The sequence below is a fragment of the Bartonella sp. AC70YNML genome, assembly GCF_042196545.1.
Lineage (GTDB): Bacteria > Pseudomonadota > Alphaproteobacteria > Rhizobiales > Rhizobiaceae > Bartonella.
Genome location: NZ_JBHIQK010000058.1, coordinates 1 through 671, shown reverse-complemented (window position 1 = coordinate 671; position 671 = coordinate 1). Strand labels below are relative to the sequence as shown.

Genomic DNA, 671 nt, shown 5'->3' with positions numbered 1-671 from the left:
ATTAGAGCTGTTGTTCCACAGGTTCCAACTTATCTTCTTTTGCCAAATGCCTTATTTCATGCTGGTTTAGTGGATATGATCACGCAAAATAAGACGTTGGAGATAATGCGTAATGCTTTTCATTCTTCTTGGAAAGAGAATGAAAAGACAGCTTTTTTTCTGCGTGCTTATGGGGGGAGCCATCATTATGCTTCCAATTTATCTGCTTTTGAATATGGCTATGGTGCTGAGCTCGATTATAATGCACTTGAAGCAGGTGTTTTGTTAAACGAGATTGAGAGTTTATATGGTCGTACATTCTTTGGAGTTTTGGGGAACTATGGAAATCTTTCTCTACACCCTCAGGATGTTGAACAAAGCAAAAAAAGCGCATTTAATAAATGGTCTGTTGCTGCCTATGGAAGTTTGCAGCATGATAGGGGTTTTTATATAGATGGGGTGGTATCGTATGGTCTTTTTAAGGGTGATGTTTTGACCCTTTCACGGGGCAAGGTTGTGGCGTTAAAGGGTAAACAGTTTAGCGGTTCTTTAACGAGCGGTAGAACGTTTGCAACAGGGTATAAAGGTGTTGTTTTTGATCCGCAGATTCAGGTTGTTTATCAGCATCTTAAGTTTAATCAGGCGTTTGATGTTGATAATCTTGATGTTGATTTAGGAAAATTTCATCAATG

General features: G+C 38.9%; 1 protein-coding gene. It reads left to right on the top strand.

The window, feature by feature from the left end; all coding sequences use genetic code 11:
* Positions 1-671: autotransporter outer membrane beta-barrel domain-containing protein (locus ACFIMU_RS08730; RefSeq protein WP_375697039.1), on the top strand; the 671-nt coding region annotated here is incomplete at both ends.